The sequence below is a fragment of the Streptomyces sp. NPDC102490 genome, from assembly GCF_044765285.1.
GTDB lineage: Bacteria > Actinomycetota > Actinomycetes > Streptomycetales > Streptomycetaceae > Streptomyces.
This window is the reverse complement of sequence record NZ_JBIWJU010000009.1, coordinates 370,993-390,275: the sequence shown is the minus strand read 5'-3', so window position 1 is coordinate 390,275 and position 19,283 is coordinate 370,993. Positions and strand designations below refer to the sequence as shown.

Here is a 19,283-nt window from a genome sequence, read left to right as displayed (position 1 = left end):
CGCCGCCGCCACACCGGCGATCAGACCGCCCCCGCCGATGGACACGAGAATGTCCGTCAACGGGCCCGCGTCCGCGGCGAGTTCGAGGCCCACGGCGCCCTGCCCGGCGATCACCACCGGGTCGGCCAACGGGTGCAGCAGCGTGAGCCCGTCGGCCTCCAACCGCTCCATCAGCGCGAAGGCCTCGGCCATCGTGGGCGCCAGCCGCACGTCCGTGCCCGCGGCCCGCGCGATCTCCCCGGAACGCGCGGGCGCGGTGCGCGGCATGACCACCGTGGCCCGCACCCCGAGCGCGGCCGACATCTCGGCCACCGCAACCCCGTGGTTGCCGCCCGACACCGCGACCACACCGGCCGCGCGCTGCTCGTCGGTGAGCGTCAGCAACTTGGCGACCGCGCCCCGCGCCTTGAACGAGTCCCTGCGCTGCAGCAGTTCGATCTTGAGGGTGACGGGAAGGCCCTCCATTTGCAGCCGGTGTCCACGACGTATCGAATCGCGTCGACGATCTCGCGTCGGGGATGCTTCTCCGGCCGACCGCCGCGGGCGGCGAAGATGCCGAGCCCGGCGGCCTGGGCGCGCAGCTGCTCGATGCTGACGCGGCCTGGTGCGTCCATCCGTTGTTCGTACGGCAGGAGTTCGTCGTCGAGCCGGACGAAGCCGTGCGGGCGGAGAGCACGAGGACACTGCCGGCGGGCCCGGCAATGTGCTCGGCGGCTCGCCGGCACATGAGGTGATAGGGGCCGGTGTAGAGGTCACGGGCGGGGGTTGGCCGGTCCACGGCGCGTTTGGCAGCCGAGCAGGGCAAGGCACGCAGGTTCCAGGAATCCTGGGTGCCAAACGACAGGAACCCGTACGCGCGCCCCCGGATTGCAGGGCCCCGCGTCCGGGTTGGCAGCCGCTTCCGGGACAGCAGTAGGTCACGCATCACTTTGTCAGTCCCCGACCTCCAGGTCGTGTACTGCGAGCCAGGCGAGGGTCTCGTGCCCCGCCGGCTGTGGCGCGTCACCCAGACCCTGTCCCGATGACCGCGGCATCCGTGCCGAGGGCGGACATCACCGTCGACGGCACCGGCCTGCTCTGCATCAGCCTCCTGCTCCGTCTGCGCAAACAGATCCACAACGCCGAGGCGGGCGCCGTCGTCCACGTCATCGCCACCGAGCCGAGCCGCCCCGCTCGACCTGCCTGCCTGGTGCCACATGAACGGCCACCTCCCTCTGCTCCGTCCCCGGAACCGAAACAGTCGGTGTACGCACTACAGCTAACCGCCGACGCCCTTCGCCCGCGGTCCGGCGCACCTTGGCACCCAGACGATCCAGGACACGGCCACAGCAAATAGCCTCACGAGCCCGGATAGAAGGGCTCCCAGGGCTTCAAGATCAACGCATTGCCCCCTATGACCGGCATCTCGGTCGTACTCCGACTACCGCCGGTCCGAACGGCCTTGGGCGGCGAGATCCGGTGCCGAGAAGTTTGTCACGTAGGAGGCCAACCGGAAAGCAGGGCGGGTTGGCGGCCTGGGATACCGGGCGGATGCGGGCCCGCCTGGAAAAGTTGTCGCCGGTCTGGGCTGCCGTCAGGTCACGGCGTCGGCGAGCATGAAGGCGGCCACGGCCAGCAGGACCATGGCGAAGATGCGCTGCAGGTGGGTCGCGGAGACCTTCGCGGCTATGCGCTTGCCGTCCCAGGCGCCCAGGATCGCGGTTCCGATGAACGGGCCGATCAGCGCCCAGTCGAGCGAGGCGGCGGTGCCGGAGCGAGTGGCCAGGGAGGCCAGTGAGTTGGCCGTGATGACCAGCAGGCTGGTGCCGACTGCTGCGTCCATCTGCAAGGCCAGGACGGTGACCAGAGCGGGGACGGCGAGAAAGCCGCCGCCCACGCCGAGCAGTCCGGTCAGCGTGCCGAGTGCGGCGCCGGCCCCGGCTGCCTTGCCCGGCCGTACACCGCCGTCTTTGGGGCGGGCGGTGTCGGCGGGCCGGAGCATTTTGATGGCGGAGAGGGCGGCTATAGCGGCGAAGGCGACGGTGAGGATGGTTTGGGGCACGCGCGCGGCGGCGGCTCCGGCGGCAGCCGCCGGAAGAATCCCGGCGGCTGCGAACGCTGCTCCGGTCTTCCACCGCACGTGCCCCGCCCGGGCGTGCGCGTACAGGGCGGTCAGGGATGTGGCGGTGACGATGATCAGGGCGGCGGCGGTGGCCGTGGCGGGGGTGAAGCCGAGCAGGTAGATCAGCGCGGGCACCGCCAGGACGCTGCCACCGCCGCCGAGGGCGCCGAGCACCAGGCCGACGACGGCTCCTGCGATCAGGGCAAGGATGAGGGCGGTCACGCTGTTCGCCCACTGTGTCCGCTGTCGTGGGACACAGGCCGTTCGGTTCCCGTGACGCGGGGGTGGGCCTGTTCGGGGCCGAGGGGGCCAGGACTGTGGCGGAACAGGAACATCGCATGCCTTCTGTGCGGGCGGGACAGGGGGGTCAGGGCCGGATGATGCTCAGGCCTGTGTCGGCGGCGGCCTCGAAGCCGTCGTCGACGGCGATGACCTTTCGTCCGGTCGCGTCCAGGAGGGAGGCGGCGATCGCCGCCCGCATCCCGCCGGCGCAGTGCACCCACACCGTGCCGTCCGGCACCTCGCCGGTCCGGCCGTGCAGCTCGTGGAGCGGAATGTGCACGGAGTCCTCGATGAAGCCGTTCGCGCGTTCGGAGTCCCGGCGCACATCCAGTACCACCATGTCCTCGCCGCGACTGTGTGCGTCGGCGAGGTCGGCGAAGCCGGCGCGGGGGAAGGAGGCGAGCTGTTCCCCCTGACGGACCCAGGTGGCTGGATCCCCGGTGGCGGCGGCGGCCGGGCGGTCGATGCCGACCCGGGTCAGCTCCCGCTGCGCGTCGGCAATCTGCGCCGGGGTGTCGCCGAGCAGGATGACCGGCTTGCCCCACGGGATCAGCCAGGCCAGATAGGTGGCTAGCTTTCCGGTGCCCTCGAAGTTGAACGATCCGGCCACATGGCCGTCGGCGAAGGCGACCCGGTTGCGCAGGTCCACCACCCACTCACCCGCCGCCAGCCGTTCGGCGATCTGTGCGGCGTCGGCGGGCTCGGGCGGGGTCAGGTCGGCGGGCGCGGGGCCGGCGGCGTTGGCCGGGCCCATGTGCGTGTAGTAGGCGGGCACGTCCTCCAGCCCGGCCAGGACCTGCTTGACGAAGGCGTCCACATCCAGGGTGAAAGCGTCGTTGCCGGCGCGTTCCTGGCCGATCGTGCTCGCATCGCCCTCGGCCTGGGAGGAGGAGCAGAAGCTGCCGAAACCGTGCGTGGGCAGCACCGGCACCTCGTCGTCGAGCGTCGCCGCCAACCGGTGGACGGAGGCGTGCTGCGCACGGGCCAGTTGCTCGGTCAGCCGCGGGTCCACCAGGTCCGGACGCCCCACGGAGCCGATCAGCAGCGAGCCGCCCGTGAAGACAGCCACCGCGCGGGCCTCCTCCTCCAGGACGTACGAGGTGTGGTGCGGGGTGTGGCCCGGGGTGGCTATCGCGCGCAGTACCAGGTACTCGTCCACCTCGGACATGTCCCCGTCCGCAACAGGAGTGCGAGGGAAGGAGACACGGGCGCCGGCCGGGACCAGGTAGCGGGCGCCGGTGAGGCGGGCCAGCTCCAGGCCGCCGGTGACGTAGTCGTTGTGCACGTGCGTCTCCGCCACGTAGGCGATGCGCACACCTCGCCGCGCGGCGAGGGCGATCACCTGATCGACGTCCCGCGGCGGATCGACCACGACTGCCGCTCTCCGACCCCCTGCCAGATAGCTACGGTTGCCCAGCCCCTCGAACTCCAGGGTGTCGACAAAAAACATGGTGTGACTCCTCTCCGGGATGGCGTACCCGGGTAATTCCGTTTCGGGAAGCCGCCGCCGCAGCTCCGGAACTGTTGCGCCACTCCGAACCGCTCGCGATATCCGCGGTTCTCATGTCCTGGGCCATTGCGCAAACGGTCACCGTCTGGAATGGAGGCAACCGAACTTTTCGAAGACTGCGGGCGGACGGCGTATCCGGCCGGTCTCATGCCGGCGGACGTGTGCGACGGTTATCTGCCGGTTTTGCTTTCGTCAGCCCTCGCGTACCGCATCTGCGACGCGATCGCCGTTGTTCTCCGCGCTCTCGCTCCCAGGAAGGACGACCGGCAGCCCCGCTGCTTCCCACGCCTCAAGCCCGCCCGCCACGCTGTAGACGGAGGACCGGCCCGCGCGGATCGCCTGCACGCCGCCCTGCACGCTGCGGTTGCCCGCGCGGCAGACGAAGGCCAGTGGGCCGTCAGGCAGATCCGACAGCGACGTCGGCAATGTGCCGAGCGCGGCGTGGACGGCGCCGGCCGGGTGACGCGCTGCCCATTCATCGTCTTCACGGACATCGACCAGCGTGAGTTCCCCGTCCACGGCACGGCGACGCGCCTCAACAGGAGACAGCTCAGCGAGCATGCGACCATCGCCGGAACTCAGGCTCTGCTTCGGCAGGACCGTCCGGATCGCCTCGTAGTTCGAGGCATGGACAACGGCTATCTGCTGTCCCATCATCGGGCAGACATTCATTGCCTCTTCCCAGTGACGGGTGGACTCCCATTCCGCCACGTTGACGAGAGAGAATTTGCTTCCCGGAACGATCGTGCGGAACATGTACGTCCGGAGGAAACCGGGCTGAGCCGCCATCATCTCCGCGGCATCCTGCCATGCGTCGAGATAAACGGCTTCCCTTTCTTCATCGATCTCGATCGGAATGATCACGACGTGGCGATTTTCCATCTGCTGCTTCCTCAAGTATTTCGACTACCGACATGCCGCTCGCGCCGGAGGAATTCCCAACGAATGAGGGAACACGACCGGGCTCTGGAGATAGCGGCTTTCGGTTGTGAGCCTGCACCGTCTGGACGCAGCCTGCACACACGTGTCCGCAGGCGACGAATCTTCTTGCTGAACTAGCAAGGCGGTCGGCGTGGGCCCGGCCGTCAGCCGATCAGCGGGCCATCGGCGACGGCGAGGTACCGGGGGTCCTGCCAGTCCAGCATGGAAAGATGACGGTCGGTGCGCGCCATGCTGGCTCGTTGCTCGAGGGCAACGCCACGGCTTCGTGCCGGGGTTGGGGGGTGGGATGTGTCGTGGCTGTGCTGCGCTCCGGGCTCATGACCATGCGGGGTCGGGGTCGGGGAGCTTCGGGTAGGCGCGGCTGTCCATCCCGAGGTCGACTTCGGCGACGTGAGCGTGCGACTGGCCGGCGAGCTGGGGACCTGCCACTTGTTCTCCTTCCGTCTGTCGTATTCGGGCAAGGCCGTCCACCGGGTGTTCGCCTCGGCCGGCCAGGAAGCCTTCTTCGAAGGCCACGTCCATGCACTGCTGACCCTGGGCGGGGTCCCGCGGAGCAAGGTCCGCTACGACAACCTCAAGGCGCCGTCGCTCAGGTCCTGGGGCTGAGCCGGGCCCGGGTGCAAGCGGCCCGGTGGATCGCGTTCAAGTCGCATTTCGGCATCGAGAGCTTCTACTTGCCGGCCCGGCATCGAAGGCGCCCACGAGGAGGGAGGTGTCGAAGGCCAGATCGGCTACTTCCGCCGCACCCACTTCGTTCCGGTCCCCGAGGTCTCCTCGCTCGCTGAGCTGAATGGGATGGTCGAGCAGTGGGACCGGCAGGACGACGCACGGCGCGTCGGGTCGAGGTCCAAGACGATCGCGGAGTGCTTCGCGCTCGAACAGCCGCTTCTGCGGCCGCTGCCCGACGAACCGTTCGAGACGGGTCGGCTGTTCACCCCGCGGGTGGACCGCTACGGCCAGATCCCGGTCCGCACCAACCGCTACTCGGTCCCGATCAGGCTGATCGGGAGACGGGTTCGGGTCGTGCTGCACGCTTCTCACCTGGTGGTTTACGACAAGAACGTGGAAGTGGCCCGGCACGAGCGGCTGATCGCCAAGGGCGCCGTTCGCTTGGATCTGGACCACTACCTAGAGGCACTGGTCCGCAAGCCCGGCGCCTTCCGGCTCCACCGCGCTCGAACAGGCTCGCTCGGCGGGCAAGTTCACCCCTGTCCATGACGCCTGGTGGGACCAGGCCAAGAATATCCATGGTGAGCGCACCCGGGCCCTGATCGAGGTCCTGCTGCTGGGCCGGCACCTGCCTCACGAGCATGTCGTCGCCGGCCTCGCCACTGCCCTGAGGGCCGGGGCCCTCACCGCGGACGCCGTCGCGCTGGAGGCCCGCAAAGCCGCCCAGGCCGAGACCGAACCCGCCGCCAGGCCGCTGCCCTCGGTGACCCCCTATGACCAGTTGCTCCGACGCCGCGACAGCGGTGGTGACCACCGTGAGGGAGAAGCACAGTGACGACCATGCCCCCCAACGAGGCTTGAGCGAGCAGGCCGCCGACGCCGCCATCGACACGGCCTGCCGCATGCTGCGGCTGCCGTCGATTCGCAAGGAGTTCTCCGACATCGCCGAGCGGGCGCTGAAGGAGCAGATGAGCTACCGCGGCTCCCTCGCGGAACTGATGACGGCCGAGTGCGACGACCGGGCCCGCCGCCGTTCGGAGCCGCGCATCAAGGCGGCGAACTTCCCGCAGTAGAAGTCCCTTCGGGCGTTCGACTCCGAGGCGAACCCCAACATCGACGCGGCTACCGTCCATACACTCGCCAGCTGTGAATGGATCAAGCAGGGTCAGCCACTCTGCCTGATCGGCGACTCCGGCACCGGTAAGTCGCACATGCTGATCACCCTGGGCACCGAGGCGGCGATGTAGGGCTACCAGGTCCGCTACACGCTCGCGACGAAGCTGGTGAACGAGCTAGTCGAGGCCGCCGACGAGAAGCAGCTGAACAAGACCATCACCCGCTACGGGCGGGTTGATCTTTTGTGCATCGATGAGCTCGGCTACATGGAGCTGGACCGGCACGGCGCCGAACTCCTGTTCCAGGTTTTGACCGAGCGCGAGGACAAGAACAGCGTCGCCATCGCATCCAATGAGTCCTTTGGCGGCTGGACGAAGACGTTCACGGATCCGCGGCTCTGCGCAGCCATCGTCGACCGGCTGACCTTCAACGGCACCATCATCGAGACCGGCACCGACTCCTACCGCCTCGCCACGACGCGAGCACGAGCCGAGGCACCAGTCGGCTGACTACCTCAGCCGGCCCACGAGCACGGAGACTGCGACATGTTCGGGAAAGTACTGCTCCGGTGGAAGTGACTGGCGGATGCGCTCCGCGAAGGCCGGCCGAGCGTCCGGTTCGGGCAGCTCATCTGCGGGGATGGCAGAGTAGACCCCGCCGATGAGCTGGTCGAAGCTCAGCTCATCACTGTATTCGATGACGATTTCGCGCACACCTTCGAAACCGGCCGCCTCCAGTGCCTGCCCATAGCGAAACCGGTCTGCCGCGCCGGTGCCACAGGACGCCTCCAATTTCGTGCCGAAATAGTCTTCCAGGCAGGCTCGCAGCGAGCGTGACCACTCGTCGTCCTGCAACCACAGGGGCGTCCCGTTGGCGACCACGGCGATGCCTCCCCCGGGGCGGATCAGCGGCGACAGCACACGGAAGAGCTCTCCATGGTCCATCCAGTGGAGCGCCTGTCCGATGACTGCCATCGCCAGCGACCGCTGACCCATCAGCTCGCTGAGCGCAGGGACGTCGCTGTCGGCCCCGAGGACCCACGTCGCATTGCGCACGTCGTGTCTCGCGGCTGTGTCTCTGGCGAGCCGGAGCATGTCTGGCTCGGGATCCATACCGATGACCGAGCCGACCCGCGAGGCGAGCGGGACGGCCAGCTGACCGGTCCCGCACCCGAGATCGAGCACGATGTCGTCCGTGGTCAGCGCGAAGGCCGTTTGCAGCGCGTCGAGAGCCTGAGGCGGATAACCACGACGGAACTTCGCGTAGTACTCGGCCACGTCACCGCTGAACCCCACAGTCATGGCGCCCACCTTGCCGAAGCGCGGACCTGGAAGACAGGTTCCCGACGCACAGATCGCTCCCGGCTGAAACCCGGACTGGACCGTGAGGTCGCCGCCACAGCCGCCCTCTGCCAACTCCAGGCGCCGTCAAAACTCATCCACATCTCAGCATTTCAAGATCAAAAAGTGCCGCCCAAACCCATCAACAAGCGCTGTCCGAAGCAATCAACGAAGCCAGAAGCGCGCCTACTGGCGCAAGAAGGAGAAGCTCACCAGCTGAGCCGGGACACGGCAGTTGGCCTCGATGCGGCGAGGTGACCTGGTGGCCGGTTCCGAACATTTCGGACCTGCGGCGTTCGCGGTCGCCTCTAAGGCGTCATCTCATGTGGTGGGGGTACCGGATCCGGGATCGTTCAGCTCCTCCGCGACACTTGCGATGAACGTGCGAATCTCGGCGGTGAGGTTGCGCATGTCCTCTCCGGCCGCGTGCGCCGTGGTGGCCTCGAACTGCCATTCTTCCGAGGGTGCCCGGTCGCGGATCCCCCAGGTCAGTCGGACGTGGCCACCAGGGTGGTGTTCCGCTGAGAGGGTCAGGTCGTAACAGAGGGAGTGCCACGTGCGCGTTCCTTCCCAGCCCCGGAAGTCTTCGGCAATTGAGGCGAGGAAGGTGTCGAGACCGTCGCCGTCCCAGGTCTCCACCGAGGTCTCGACACTTCCCCAGGGCCCGCGGGCGCAGATGAGGAAGTCGAGTGTTGGTTCGTCCTCGTACCGCCGGGTCGGCTCCGAGAGCAGTAGGCGTGCGGGCCCGGAGTTCCCCACCTGGACCATAGGGCGGCCGGAGTCGTCGTAGTCGATCACGCGGTCAGGTTAGAAGACCGGGCTGGGCAGCCGTCGCGCTCCCGGCTGGGCCGGTATCGGACGGAGCCGCTTTGCGGCATGATCGCCAGCTATAGCTGTGGATCTTGAGCGCGATCTCGTTTCTGACGGGCTGTGGGAGATTGCGGCGCCGCTGATACCGCCGTTCAAGCCACGTCGGCAGGGCGGTGGAACGGCTCCGGTGGCGGACCGGAGAGTGTTCTGCGCGATCGTGTACGCGCTGACCACGTCGTGCGCTTGGCGTCGCTTACCGCCCTGCTTCGGCGTGAGCCCGGCCACTGCGCACCGCCGGTTTGCTGCCTGGACAAGGGCTGGCTTATGGCGGCGCCTCCACGACGAAGTCCTTGACCGGCTGGGTGCCGCGGGGGTGATCGACTGGTCCGCTGCTCTGGTCGACTCTGCCTCGGTCCGGGCGAAAAGGGGGGGGCCAGCTCGTAGGGCCGAATCCGGTCGACCGGGGCAAACCCGGCGCCAAGATCCACATCCTGACTGGCACCCAGGGCCTACCGCTGGTCACCGCGGTCTCTGCCGCGAACACCCACGACAGCCTTGCTCTCAAGCCTCTGGTCATGGCTCTCCCCGCCGTGCGTTCGCGGCGCGGACCCCGACGCCGCAGACCCGCCAAACTCCGCGCAGACAAAGGGTACGACTACCGGGAGATCCGCCACTGGTTGCGGAAGCGGAACATCACACCCAAGATCGCGCGACGTGGCATCGAGTCGAGCGAACGCCTGGGCCGTTACCGCTGGAAGGCCGAACGCAACATCTCCTGGCTGTTCAGCTACCGGCGCCTGAGCATCCGCTATGAACGCGAAAGCCGGCACTTTGCCGCCTTCCTCAGCCTTGCCGCCACCCTGATCTGCTACAAGCGGCTTGCCAAACTCGCCACGTGAGATGACACCTAAAGCAACAGCGCTTATATAAGCACTGTTGCGCTGCCTCTCATGGTCGACCCCCATACGCTCGACCCGACACAGCAGAGCCTCTGGCGACCCCTGCGCCTGCTCCAGGCATCAATGGACGCCGACATTGCCGAGGTCTATTCCGAGCAACAGATCGACGGGCTCAAGCCCAGCTATGTGATGGAGTTGCTGCGGCTCCACGCCTGCGGCCCCATGACCATCGCGGAACTGGCCGAATCGGTCCAGCGCACACATTCAGACAGTCGCGGGCGACGACGCGCGCACCAAGAAGGTGACGCTCACCGACAAGGCCCCGCGGCGTCGTGGATCGCCTGGCGGCGGAATGGCGGGCCACCGAGGCTGCGGTCGCTGAACTGGAGGCGGAGATTCCCTACCCGCTCTCCCAGGTCGTCGCCGATATCGAGCGGGCTCTGAAACGCAGGAGTTTCCACGACCGGATCGCCGAGAAGCTGGCGGAGGATCCCGCGTGAGGCTGAAGCGCACGCTGATCGACGTGACTCCGTTACGGTCGTCACCACCGTTCCGGCGGTTGTGGATCGGGCAGACCTTGTCTGGTTTCGGCGGCCAGATGACGCTCGTCGCCGTCATGTTCCAGGTCTGGCAGATGACGGAGAGCCCCACGTGGACGGGTGCCGTCGGGCTGGCCCAGGCGGTTCCGCTCGTCGCTCTTGGGCTGTTCGCCGGCTCGCTCGTCGACCGGGTGGACCGCCGGACGTTCTACCTGCTCACCATCAGCGGGCAGGCCGCATGTTCGGCTCCTCCTCGCATTCCAGAGCTTCCTCGGGCACGTTCCTACCGCAGGTGTTCTGGGGCTGGTCGCACTCCAGTCCTGCTTCGGCGCAGGCAGCGGCCCCGCCTCTCGCACCTTCATTCCCCACCTCTTGCCCAAACACCAACTGGCCGCGGGTCTGGCGCTGAGACGAATCGCCTTCCAGGGCGCCATGCTCCTCGGTCCCGCACCGAGCGGTCTGATCGTCGGCGGGCTGGGAATCGGCGCCTGCCACCTGATCGACGCCCTGACCTCCATCGCCGCGCTCTACGGAGCGTTCGGCCTGCCGAAGATGGACCCCGGAGGCGAGCCCGCACAGCCCGGCCTGCGCGGAGTGCTGGACGGTCTGACCTTCCTGGCCCGCACCCCCGTCATCCGCGGGGCCCTGCCCACAGACCTGGCCACCACCGTGCTGCCCATGCCCATCGGCCTGTTCCCCTTGATCAACGCCGAACGGTTCGGCGGCAACCCCCGCACCCTCGGACTGTTCCTCACAGCCATCGCCGTCGGCGGCGTTGCAGCGTCGCTATTCTCCGGAACCTTCACACGGCTCCCCCGCCCCGGCCTGGCCGTGCTCGGCGGCTCCGCCACCTGGGGCGCAGCGCTGACACTGTTCGGCTTCTCAACCAACCCATGGGCCGGCTTGACCTTCCTCGTCATAGCCGGCACCGCCGACACCGTCTCCGTCGTCTCCCGGAGCACCGTCGTCCAGACGCACACCCCGCAAGAACTACTCGGCCGGGTCAGCGCCGCCGAACAGATCGTCGGACAAGCGGGACCAGACATCGGCAACATGCGCGGCGGCCTCGTCGCCGACGCCGCCTCGGGAGCAGCCCTCATCAGCGGTGGCCTGCTATGCCTCGGCGCCGTCGTTGTGGTGGGCGCCACTGCGGCAGACCTGCGCTGTTCCTCCGCACCGCCCCATCCACACACAGCCGCAGCCGGCCCATGAGCCCTGCTCCGAGGCACGCAGTCACTGGTTCCAACTCTCGTGACCAGGCTGCTCCAACTAACGTGTCACGGCTCACCAGCGCCGCCTGACCGGTCCAACTTCGATGGCAAACAGTCCAACTTCGATGTCAGAGGACATGCGGGTAGCACTGTGTCCTGCGGCGACCAGATCAGTTGAGACGCCAGGCGTTCGGGAATCTCAGGTGGTCTGGCCCCGGGTGGTTGGATACCGGGGTTGTCTCAGTTGATCTGGTCCGGTGACGCCGTTTGAGAGCCGGAGACGTTACGCGAAAAGACGACAATCCGTCTCAAACAATCTGGTCGACGCAGGCCAGGGCGTTCTGACCGCTCCCGGGCCATCGTCAGGGCCGGAGTTGCCGTGCGTGCGGGTCGAAGCAGTTGAGGCCCATCGACGAAGCAACCCCCGCCGCGTAGGCAGATGCCTCCACCGCCATACTCCAGCGCATGGGGAAGTAGATCAGCGGGCCGCGGGCCTCCCTGATCAGCGGACCGGTCGACCAAGGCGAGATGTCGTCCTCGTCCTCGGTGAGATCCGGCCACCGTTCCAAGAGCGCGGAGACGAAGGCCGCTATTCGCTCCACCGGGGGAACCGCAGGCTCCTCCGTGTCGATGTACCGGTCGTACAGATCGGTGAAGCACAGGGCCGCAGCGGCGTCATCCTCCGGCCGCTCGCCCTCCCACACAGCAAGGTCGTAACTCACGGGCGCAGCCTGCCACCTCTCACCGACAGCAGGACCAACGGGCCAGATCATCTGAGACGGGACAAGTTCCAGAGTTCGTTCGGACGCCGAGCGACGGCTGTCCAGTGACAGCGAATCTTGACCGTCTGCCACTGAAGTTTGACCGGCCGAAGCGCGGGGGCGGAGGGCTTCTCGCGGAGCCGCTCGGGGAAGCATCCGACCATGGCCTACCCCACGGATGAACCGCTTGCAGCCGACGGCCGTGGCAACTCCTTGATCTCGTTCGCGCGGGGCGGCGAGGCAGCGCCGCCGCAGGACGCCCCGCTGCCGGCGGCGCTGGTGGCCTTGTGGCGAGCCGGTCGGGTCCTCATGGTCTTCGATCGGTACCGTCAGTCCTGGGAGCTTCCAGGGGGGAGCGTCGAAGAGGGCGAAACCCCCCGCCAGGCGGCCGCGCGCGAGCTACTGGAGGAGAGCGGGCAGCAGCCTGACGAGCGGTTGCGGTTCATCGGCTACGCACGGTTTGTGCTGGCGCCTGACCGGCGAGCCGAATATCTGGCGCTGTACGCAGGATCCTGCGCCGAGATCCGCGCCTTTGAGCCCACCGAGGAGATCTCGGCCATCCGCTGGTGGGACCTCCTCGAACGCCTCCCAGGGTATGTGCAGCCCCTGGACGCCTACCTCGCCGCGCTCACCCGGTAGCCCAACAGCCGACGCCTCTGTGCCATCGAGCAGTGGTCAATGTTCAGTGGCAAGCGGTCAAGGTTCGCTGGCACCGGACAAAGGCGCTGTCCGCCCGCAGGCTGGATTCGGCTTGCTGAACCTCAAGGGGCGGGCGGAGCAGGGGTTCGATGTCCGTGGGCGTGGTTGAGCAGGTACGGGGCGGACTGGAGGATGAGCGCGACGCGGTGCTTGGGCGGGGTGTCGACCAAGCCGTGGCAGACCTCGTTGCGCAGGTTCATGCCGCGGTCGGGGTCGACGAGGAGAAGCTCCAGGGCGCGGCTCCAGTCCCGGGGATACCCGGCGGCCGGCATGCTGCGGATGAGTCCGCCCATCTGGTCGACGGTTCCGGGGTACTGGCCCTTGGCCACGGACACGATCGGGACTCGGGGGCGGAGGATCTGCTCGACCTGAGGCAGCGCGATGCACGCCGCGGCGTCGGGTTCCCCAGCCAGAAGTACCGGAAGGCGCAGGCCAGGGTTCGGGCGCGCACCAGCGGCAGGACGGCTTGGTGGGCCAGGGCGCCGATCAGCTCGGCCTCGTCTGGTTCGAAGCGCTCGTGGACACGGTCGAGTTGCTCGGAGGCGAGGTGCCCGACGAAGTCCATCGCGAGGACCTGCAGTCCGACGACGTGGTCGTCGTCGGCTTCGACGGGTGGGGCGACCTGGATGGGGCCGGTGATGTTGATGCGCGTGCGCGGGATCCGGAGCAGACCGTCCAGTGGGCGCGCGTCGTCGGTGTCCTCGCGCATCGCCGAATGGGCGTCCAGCGTGGTTCGCCACAGCGCGTCTGTCAGGTCGGCGGCGGCGTCGATGTGTGCTCGGGCCCCGGCGAACAGTCCCGGCGGGAGGATGAGGGGGCGACCAAGTCGAGTCCCTCCCAGGAAGTCCGGGTCGGTCTGTTGCGGGGCCATCTCGACACGCACCCTCAGCTCGAGCAGACCTCGGTCGCGGGCTTCGGTCGCGGCCCGGGTCAGCAGGCTGTGGCGACGGAACCCGGTGTCGGCGTCGGCGGCGTCGAGGAGGGCGTTGACGATCGCGGTGTCGATGCCGGGTCGGCGGTCCTCGGGGGCCTCCTCCCGCAGCAGCATGAGGAAGTCGACGTGGGGGTGCACATCGCGGGCGTAGCGATGTGCGGCGTGTTCTGCGAGGTCCGTGATGTCGTAGCGCTGCACGCGCAGTCCGTCCAGAAGGTCAGCCACGATCCCGGAGTCGTCTTCGGGATCGGCCAGGACGCGTTCGGCCTGGGCAGCCGTGTCGTCGGTGACGCGCTTGCACAGGTCGGTCTGGTTGAAGGTCCGGGCGGGGTCTCCGGCCCAGCGCAGGCACTCGGTTGCGCCCGCCAGACCAGCGATGCGTCGTGAGGTGGCGAGCAGCAGTGGTGCCGCGTCCAGGTATCCGGTAGCTGCGCCCCGGATGTGATCGGGCTTGCGGCCGCGTCCCGCAGCCAGAGGAAGGTGATGGAGGCGGCCCGGACGAAGGCGTGGCTGACGGCCTCGGCGTATGTGCTCCAAATGTCCACTGGTCGGCGGTGGCCTCGGACAGACTCGCCAGCCACCACTAAGAGGTCGTTTGTTGTGCCCCCCAAGCGCCCCGCGCTCGCCAACAGGTCCGAGGCGCCGTGGCTGTGTGGGCTCGCTCCCTGATTCGGTCCTGCTGAGGGATCGTCCCACGGCGCCCGCCTCCTGGCACTGGCGCCGAGCGCGATCTTCTGGGAGGTGCTGCCCGCTACCCGACGCTTCCGGGCTCGCATAACGTGGAGGCCGGGCGGATCGTGCGGCGGGCAAGACGATCACAGCCCTTAATCTGCGACGACTCCTACGGTTTTCAGGACTCCGTACACGCCGACGCACAGGATGGCGGCGCTGCTGACGAAGAGCGCGGCTGTCAGCCATGGGTTGGCGCGGAAGCGCGCCGGTACTCCGGTGTGACGCAGGCGCCAGACGGCGACGACCACGGCCAGCAGGAAGATGCCGCCGCCGATGCCACCGATTTGCACCATGAGCACAGGTGACTGCACCCAGAGGAAGAAGGCGGTCCACAGCAGCGGCAGGCACCAGGTGAGGATGCGGATGGTGCGGGTGCGGGCGCGGACGTCGGTCCAGTCGATGACGCCGAGCAGGCCCAGGGTGTTGGTCCACAGCCGGGGGACAGAGGCTGTTGAGCCGATGAGGGTGGAGAAGAGGACGGCGACGGCGCCGACGAGGAACAGGTACTCGGCCCAGGGGCCCATGGTGTCGGTGTAGATCCGCGACAGCGTGGTGATCATCGCGTTGCCCTCCGGGACCAGACCCTGCGGGTGGAGCACGGCGGCCCCGATGACGTAGAAGGACAGGGTGCACAGCACGCAGACGGTGAGGCCGGCGAGGGCGTCCAGGCGCATGACCTTGATCCAGCCTTCGGCGCGGTGTGCGCGCTCCTCGCTGCCGTCGTCCGGGCCGGTCCAGCGGGCGTAGCCCTTCTCCAGGCACCAGTAGGTGTACGTCGTCATCTCGTCGGCGCCGACGCCGGTGATGCCGAAGACGGCCAGGGCGATGCCGACGGTGCCAGCCGGGATCTCGAAGCCGAAGCCGCTGCCCAGTTCACTCGTACCGTAGCCGAAATCGGTGCCGGGCAGGCCGACCGCGAGGCTTACGGTGACGAGTGTGAAGACGACGACGGAGACCAGGCAGGCCCGTTCGACGAGGCTGTACTTGCCGGACTGGAGCAGGCAGATGGCGGCGAGCGTGACGACGATCGCCCAGAGCGCCAGGGAGCCCCAGCTCAGGGGGTCGCCGATGACCGGCCACAGCACTGAGCAGGCGGCCGCCGTACCGCCGATGATGCCGCCGCGCTGGAACATCTTGGCGAAGTCCATGCCGATCCAGAGCCAGTTGATCCAGCTCAGTCGGCCGATGCGCGGGCCGACCTCTCGGTAACCCTCCAGTGCGGTGCGGCCGTTGAGGATGGTCCAGCGGGCCAGTTCCATCTGGACCCAGACCTTGACCGCGGTGGAGATCACCACCAGCCACAGCAGGGCGAAGCCGGCCTTGGCGCCGAGCGCGGTGGTGGTGATCAGCTCGCCGGAGCCGACGACGGCGGCCGACAGCACGAAGCCGGGGCCGAGGTGGCGGAGCCGGTCGCGGAAGGTCTCGGGGGCCGGGCGGGCGTCCTCGGGGCGCAGGGCGTACGGATCGGCCTGCGCGTGTTCCGCCGCGCGGGCGGGGGCAGTGATCGGCATGGCGGACTTCCTTTGCTGGTTCCGGCGCCGTCGCCGGAGCGGAAGGCAAACAGGACGGGGGCGAGCAACAGGGGGGTGACGTGGTTGGGGGATGACCCGATTGAGGGGTGGCGTGGTGGGGCGGTCCGGGTCAGCCGGCCGGGTGGCGCGGGGGTTCGCCGGCTAGGACGCGCAGGACGTCCTCGGCGACCATGAGGCCCATCGCGCGGTTGGCCTCCGGGGTGCAGGCGGCCATGTGGGAGGTGAGGGTGAGGCGGGGAGCGGTGCGCAGAACGTGTGTGCCGGGGAGGGGCTCGACGGTGAAGGCGTCGAGGGCGGCGGCGGCCAGATGACCGGAGTGCAGGGCGGCGGCCAGCGCCGCCTCGTCGACGAGGTCGCCGCGGGCGGCGTTGATGAGGATCGCTCCGGACTTCATGGCCGCCAGCCGGGCGGCGTTCAGCAGGGGCTCGGCGGCGGGCGGCAGGTGCAGGGTGACGACGTCGGCGTGGGCGAGGAGCGCGTCGAGCGTGACGGGTTCGGCGTCGGCGGCCGTCACCGTGTCGCCGGGGACGTACGGGTCGTGGGCGAGCACCCGCATGCCGAAGGCCCGCGCGTAGCCGGCGACGAGCCGCCCGATCCGTCCGAAGCCCACGACGCCGATGGTCCGGCCGTGCAGTTCCGGGCCGAAGAGCTTGGGCCAGCCGCCCTCGGTGACGGCGGTGTGGGAGGCACTGATCCGCCGGGCGGCGTCGAGCACCAGCCCGAAGGCGTACTCGGCGACGGCCCGGGAGTTGGAGCCCGGCGCGCAGACGACGGGGATGCCGCGCTCACGGGCGGCGGCCACGTCGATCGTGTCGGTGCCGACGCCGTGCTTGGCGATGACCTTCAGCCGTGGGGCCGCGTCCATGACTTCGGCGGTCACCGGGTCCATGCCGGCGATCAGCGCGTCGGCGCCGGCCACCAGCCGCAGTACCTCGTCGGGTTCCGGTGCGCAGTCCTCGTGGGGACGGAGCGGTCCCGCGCCGCCGTCGGCGAGCAGGGTCCAAGGGTCGGCCGAGTGGCGGGCGAAGGTGGGTGTGGTGATGAGGGTGGTGCGGCCCGCCGCGCTCATGCCCGCTCCCCCCGGGCGGCCGCCAGGTGGGTGGCGGCGATCTGCTGGAGGTGGACCACGTCGGCGGCGACAGAGGCGAAGGTGAAGCCCTCGTCGAGCCGGCGGGCGGCGCTCGCTCCGTCGCCGTTGTGGATGCCGGCGGCGATGCCGGCGGCTTCGGCGGCCTTGCGGACGCGGGTCAGGGCCTGCTCGAAGGCGTCGGCCACGTCCGGGTCGGTGGAGGTTCTGCCGCCGATCGCGAGGCGCAGATCGGACGGGCCGACGTAGACGCCGTCGAGGCCCGGGACGGTGCAGATCTCCTCGACGTTCGCGAGTCCGTCCGCGGTCTCGATCATGGCGAGGACCGCGGTCTGTTCGTGGGTGTCGGCCGGGTCGGGTCCGATGCGGAGCTGGGCGCGCATCGGGCCGTAGGAGCGGCGGCCGTGCGGCGGGTAGCGCACGGCGGCGACCGCGTCAGCCGCGTCCTGGGCTGTGTCGACGAGCGGCACGATGACGGCGGCGGCGCCTGCGTCGAGGGCGCGGCCGATGTAGGTCGGGTCGTTGGCTTCGACGCGCACCATGCCGACGGCGGTGGAGCCGCGGGTGTCGGTGGCAATGAGGTTGTTCAGCAGGCCCTGGTAGCCGAAGAGTCCGTGCTGGGCGTCGAAGGCCAGGTAGTCGTAGCCGAGCCGGGCGAGGCGCTCGGCGGCGACCGGCGAGTCGAGTAGCGACCAGTAGCCGATGAGGCGTCGGCGCTCGCGCAGTGCGGCGGTGAAGTGCGCGGCGGTGGTCATGGGGTCTCCGTGGTGCTGGGGTGGTCAGGGGCAGTGGGGCGCGTCGACGGGTCCCGGTGAAGGGGTGGCAAGAGGAGGCACGACGGGCTCGTGGGACGGGAGGAGCGATGCGCCGGGAGGGCGGGGGCCCAATGAGGGTGGACGGGCAAGGGTCAGATTGTGGGCGGCGCCGTCGCAGCGCAGCCCACGGTCAGCGGTTGTACGCGGGCATCGGCCCGCGCAGTGTGGCGCCGACCGCGTCGCAGGCCGCGGTCACGTCCGCGGGCAGCGGGCCGGTCTGGGCGGCGGCGATGTTTGCCCGCAGGTGTTCCGGCCGGGAGCCGCCGAGCAGGAGGGCGTCGGTGGAGGGCTGATCCAGGAGCCAGCGCAAGGCCAGTTCGGTGAGCGGCAGCCCCGCCTCGCCGGCGATCGCGGTGAGCTTCTCCACGGCGGCGAAGAGGTCCTCGTTCCAGTACCGCTGCCGGTACATCGCGGCGAGCTTGGAGTCGCCGAATCGTCCGGTGGCGGGGTCGGCGCCGAAGTGGTGCCGCCCGGTGAGGAGGCCGCCGCCGAGGGGGTTGTAGACCATGGTGCGCAGGCCGCTGACGGCCGCGTACTCGACGTACTCTTCCTCGATGCGGCGGGCGAGCAGATTGTGCAGTTGCTGCGCGATCGCGGGGCGTGGGGCGCCGACCTCGTCGGCGGCGCGGCTTAGCTCGGCGATCTGCCAGGCGGCGTAGTTGGAGACGCCGAGCGCGCGGATCTTTCCCTCCGCCACGAACTCGGCCACGGTCGCGAGGGTTTCTCCCACCGGTGTCCGGCGGTCCGGTTGATGCAGATAGAAGATGTCGACGTGATCGGTGCCGAGCCGCTTCAGGCTGCCCTCCAGGGCGGCGCGCAGGCCGGCCGGGGAGAGCGGGGCGTGCTCGCCCTGGTCGGGGTGCGGGATGCCGGCCTTGGTGGCGAGCACGATCCGGTCCCGGCGCCCGGGCAGCAGACCGGCGAGGATGCGCTCGCTCTCGCCGCCGGCGTAGCCGTTGGCCGTGTCCACGCCCGTGATGCCGGCGTCGAGCGCGGTGTCCAGCATGGCGGCGGCGCCCGCGCGGTCGACGGTGTCGCCGAAGGTCATGGTGCCCAGGACCAGGCGGGACAGCGGGACGAGGACGGACGGGAGCTCGATCCCCCGTGGGCCTCCGTGCGGGCCGGGGCGGGTGCCGGTGCTCACGAGCGGTTCCTTCCGGTTTACGGGTGCCGTGCCGTCGTGCCGCCGGGCGGAAGAGGGCGGTGTCACGGGGCAGGTGCTTCTCGGTGGGTGAACGCTCGCACGACTGCGCGTTATACGCAAGAGTCTCGCGCGAATCGCGCAAGCTATGCCATCATCAAGG

Annotated in this window: 18 protein-coding genes and 3 pseudogenes; 8 read left to right on the top strand and 13 right to left on the bottom strand. The window is 69.1% G+C overall.

Features of this window, described 5'->3' with window-relative positions; all coding sequences use genetic code 11:
- From ACIRGB_RS23130 to ACIRGB_RS23110, 5 genes and pseudogenes are all read right to left on the bottom strand, one after another.
- Positions 1–489, bottom strand: a 489-nt coding sequence (locus ACIRGB_RS23130) for a pyridoxal-phosphate dependent enzyme (protein WP_403868186.1), incomplete at its 3' end; no start/stop codon positions are given.
- Positions 447–545, bottom strand: a pseudogene (locus ACIRGB_RS23125) (transposase); the annotation flags it as partial. The gene ACIRGB_RS23130 and the pseudogene ACIRGB_RS23125, both read right to left, overlap by 43 nt.
- A gap of 1,028 nt (positions 546–1,573) precedes the next feature.
- The gene (locus ACIRGB_RS23120; protein ID WP_403868159.1) at positions 1,574–2,323 is read right to left on the bottom strand and encodes a sulfite exporter TauE/SafE family protein; all 750 of its coding nucleotides are present in this window, start codon (positions 2,321–2,323) and stop codon (positions 1,574–1,576) included.
- Between the two features lie 145 nt (positions 2,324–2,468).
- A complete protein-coding gene (locus ACIRGB_RS23115) occupies positions 2,469–3,833 on the bottom strand; it encodes a rhodanese-like domain-containing protein (protein WP_403868156.1) in 1,365 nt (454 codons plus the stop codon).
- A gap of 252 nt (positions 3,834–4,085) precedes the next feature.
- Positions 4,086–4,775, bottom strand: a complete 690-nt coding sequence (locus ACIRGB_RS23110) for a rhodanese-like domain-containing protein (RefSeq protein WP_403868153.1) — start codon at positions 4,773–4,775, stop codon at positions 4,086–4,088.
- Between the two features lie 450 nt (positions 4,776–5,225).
- Between ACIRGB_RS23110 and ACIRGB_RS23105 the strand changes: the two genes are divergently transcribed.
- The 3 genes and pseudogenes from ACIRGB_RS23105 (at position 5,226) to istB (ending at position 7,129) form a co-directional block, all read left to right on the top strand.
- Positions 5,226–5,441 (top strand): hypothetical protein, encoded by a 216-nt coding sequence (locus ACIRGB_RS23105; RefSeq protein ID WP_403868150.1) that lies wholly within the window; start codon positions 5,226–5,228, stop codon positions 5,439–5,441.
- A gap of 189 nt (positions 5,442–5,630) precedes the next feature.
- On the top strand, positions 5,631–6,053 hold the full coding sequence (locus ACIRGB_RS23100; RefSeq protein WP_403868147.1) for a Mu transposase domain-containing protein: 423 nt from the start codon (positions 5,631–5,633) through the stop codon (positions 6,051–6,053).
- A 353-nt stretch (positions 6,054–6,406) separates the two neighbouring features.
- Positions 6,407–7,129, top strand: a pseudogene (gene istB, locus ACIRGB_RS23095) (IS21-like element helper ATPase IstB).
- Here the strand turns inward: istB and ACIRGB_RS23090 are convergent.
- Together ACIRGB_RS23090 and ACIRGB_RS23085 are read right to left on the bottom strand one after the other, a co-directional pair.
- Positions 7,130–7,921, bottom strand: coding sequence for a class I SAM-dependent methyltransferase (locus ACIRGB_RS23090; RefSeq protein ID WP_403868144.1), 792 nt, complete (start codon positions 7,919–7,921; stop codon positions 7,130–7,132).
- A 360-nt stretch (positions 7,922–8,281) separates the two neighbouring features.
- Positions 8,282–8,728, bottom strand: coding sequence for a DUF6228 family protein (locus ACIRGB_RS23085; RefSeq protein ID WP_403868184.1), 447 nt, complete (start codon positions 8,726–8,728; stop codon positions 8,282–8,284).
- A 121-nt stretch (positions 8,729–8,849) separates the two neighbouring features.
- Between ACIRGB_RS23085 and ACIRGB_RS23080 the strand changes: the two genes are divergently transcribed.
- From ACIRGB_RS23080 to ACIRGB_RS23070, 3 genes and pseudogenes are all read left to right on the top strand, one after another.
- A protein-coding gene (locus tag ACIRGB_RS23080) for an IS5 family transposase (protein ID WP_403868181.1) occupies positions 8,850–9,669 on the top strand; the annotation gives its coding sequence in 2 pieces (ribosomal slippage) (positions 8,850–9,197 and positions 9,199–9,669; 819 coding nt in all).
- A gap of 332 nt (positions 9,670–10,001) precedes the next feature.
- Positions 10,002–10,169 carry a hypothetical protein gene (locus tag ACIRGB_RS23075; RefSeq protein WP_403868141.1) on the top strand — a complete coding sequence of 56 codons (168 nt, stop codon included), beginning with the start codon at positions 10,002–10,004 and terminating at the stop codon, positions 10,167–10,169.
- Positions 10,166–11,420: pseudogene (locus ACIRGB_RS23070) on the top strand (MFS transporter). Before ACIRGB_RS23075 ends, ACIRGB_RS23070 begins: the two are co-directional and overlap by 4 nt.
- A gap of 361 nt (positions 11,421–11,781) precedes the next feature.
- On the opposite strand, the gene ACIRGB_RS23065 reads toward ACIRGB_RS23070, so the two are convergent.
- Positions 11,782–12,141 carry a hypothetical protein gene (locus ACIRGB_RS23065; protein ID WP_403868139.1) on the bottom strand — a complete coding sequence of 120 codons (360 nt, stop codon included), beginning with the start codon at positions 12,139–12,141 and terminating at the stop codon, positions 11,782–11,784.
- A 201-nt stretch (positions 12,142–12,342) separates the two neighbouring features.
- Between ACIRGB_RS23065 and ACIRGB_RS23060 the strand changes: the two genes are divergently transcribed.
- Positions 12,343–12,819: an NUDIX hydrolase gene (locus ACIRGB_RS23060; RefSeq protein ID WP_403868136.1), complete on the top strand. Its 477-nt coding sequence runs from the start codon at positions 12,343–12,345 to the stop codon at positions 12,817–12,819.
- Positions 12,820–12,941: 122 nt separating this feature from the next.
- On the opposite strand, the gene ACIRGB_RS23055 is transcribed toward ACIRGB_RS23060, so the two are convergent.
- Positions 12,942–13,214: a DUF4209 domain-containing protein gene (locus ACIRGB_RS23055; protein ID WP_403868134.1), complete on the bottom strand. Its 273-nt coding sequence runs from the start codon at positions 13,212–13,214 to the stop codon at positions 12,942–12,944.
- Positions 13,215–13,348: 134 nt separating this feature from the next.
- Here ACIRGB_RS23055 and ACIRGB_RS23050 point away from each other — a divergent pair, with 134 nt between their 5' ends.
- Complete coding sequence (locus ACIRGB_RS23050; RefSeq protein WP_403868131.1) at positions 13,349–14,200, top strand: hypothetical protein; 852 nt, start codon at positions 13,349–13,351, stop codon at positions 14,198–14,200.
- A gap of 437 nt (positions 14,201–14,637) precedes the next feature.
- Here the strand turns inward: ACIRGB_RS23050 and ACIRGB_RS23045 are convergent, their stop codons facing one another.
- The 4 genes from ACIRGB_RS23045 to ACIRGB_RS23030 all read right to left on the bottom strand — a co-directional run bounded on the left by ACIRGB_RS23045 (position 14,638) and on the right by ACIRGB_RS23030 (position 19,123).
- Positions 14,638–16,056 (bottom strand): Nramp family divalent metal transporter, encoded by a 1,419-nt coding sequence (locus tag ACIRGB_RS23045; protein WP_403868128.1) that lies wholly within the window; start codon positions 16,054–16,056, stop codon positions 14,638–14,640.
- A 130-nt stretch (positions 16,057–16,186) separates the two neighbouring features.
- On the bottom strand, positions 16,187–17,146 hold the full coding sequence (locus ACIRGB_RS23040; protein ID WP_403868125.1) for a phosphoglycerate dehydrogenase: 960 nt from the start codon (positions 17,144–17,146) through the stop codon (positions 16,187–16,189).
- Positions 17,143–17,919, bottom strand: a complete 777-nt coding sequence (locus tag ACIRGB_RS23035; protein WP_403868122.1) for an HpcH/HpaI aldolase/citrate lyase family protein — start codon at positions 17,917–17,919, stop codon at positions 17,143–17,145. The genes ACIRGB_RS23040 and ACIRGB_RS23035 overlap by 4 nt, the downstream gene beginning before the upstream one ends.
- Positions 17,920–18,109: 190 nt before the next feature.
- Entirely contained in the window at positions 18,110–19,123 is a 1,014-nt protein-coding gene (locus tag ACIRGB_RS23030) for an aldo/keto reductase (protein WP_403868119.1), read from the bottom strand.
- Between the last annotated feature and the right edge of the window lie 160 nt (positions 19,124–19,283).